Below are 336 nucleotides of genomic sequence, written 5' to 3'. Positions count from 1 at the left end.
GTATCCGGTTTCGCCACCACCAGGGAACTGGCTCCGCTGCTGGCCACGCTGGCCTTCGCCGCGCAGGCCGGCTGCCGGTGCACCGCGCAGCTCGGTTCGATGCGGATCTCGGAGGAAATCGACGCGCTCGAATCCATCGCGATCCGGCCGCTTCCCTACCTGATCAGCACCAGAATGCTGGCGGCGCTGGTGGCGATCGTTCCGCTCTACAGCATCGGCCTGGCCATCGCCTACCTCACCACGAAACTGTCGATCCTGTTCCTCGGCGGCACCACCCTCGGCACCGAATACGCGATGTCCACCGGGTTGAGGAACTGGTGGAAGTAGTGATCGAAG

The 336-nt window shown here is 64.6% G+C and carries 1 pseudogene; it reads left to right on the top strand.

Annotation, left to right across the window (positions count from 1 at the left end):
- A pseudogene (locus tag GV790_RS29380) lies at positions 1-285 on the top strand (ABC transporter permease); the annotation flags it as partial.
- Positions 286-336 lie beyond the last annotated feature (51 nt).

Origin of the sequence: Nocardia cyriacigeorgica (assembly GCF_010858045.1) — a bacterium.
In the GTDB taxonomy this organism is placed as follows: Bacteria; Actinomycetota; Actinomycetes; order Mycobacteriales; family Mycobacteriaceae; genus Nocardia; species Nocardia cyriacigeorgica_E.
Note: the sequence above shows the minus strand (reverse complement) of the source record. Positions and strands in the feature narration are given on the sequence as shown.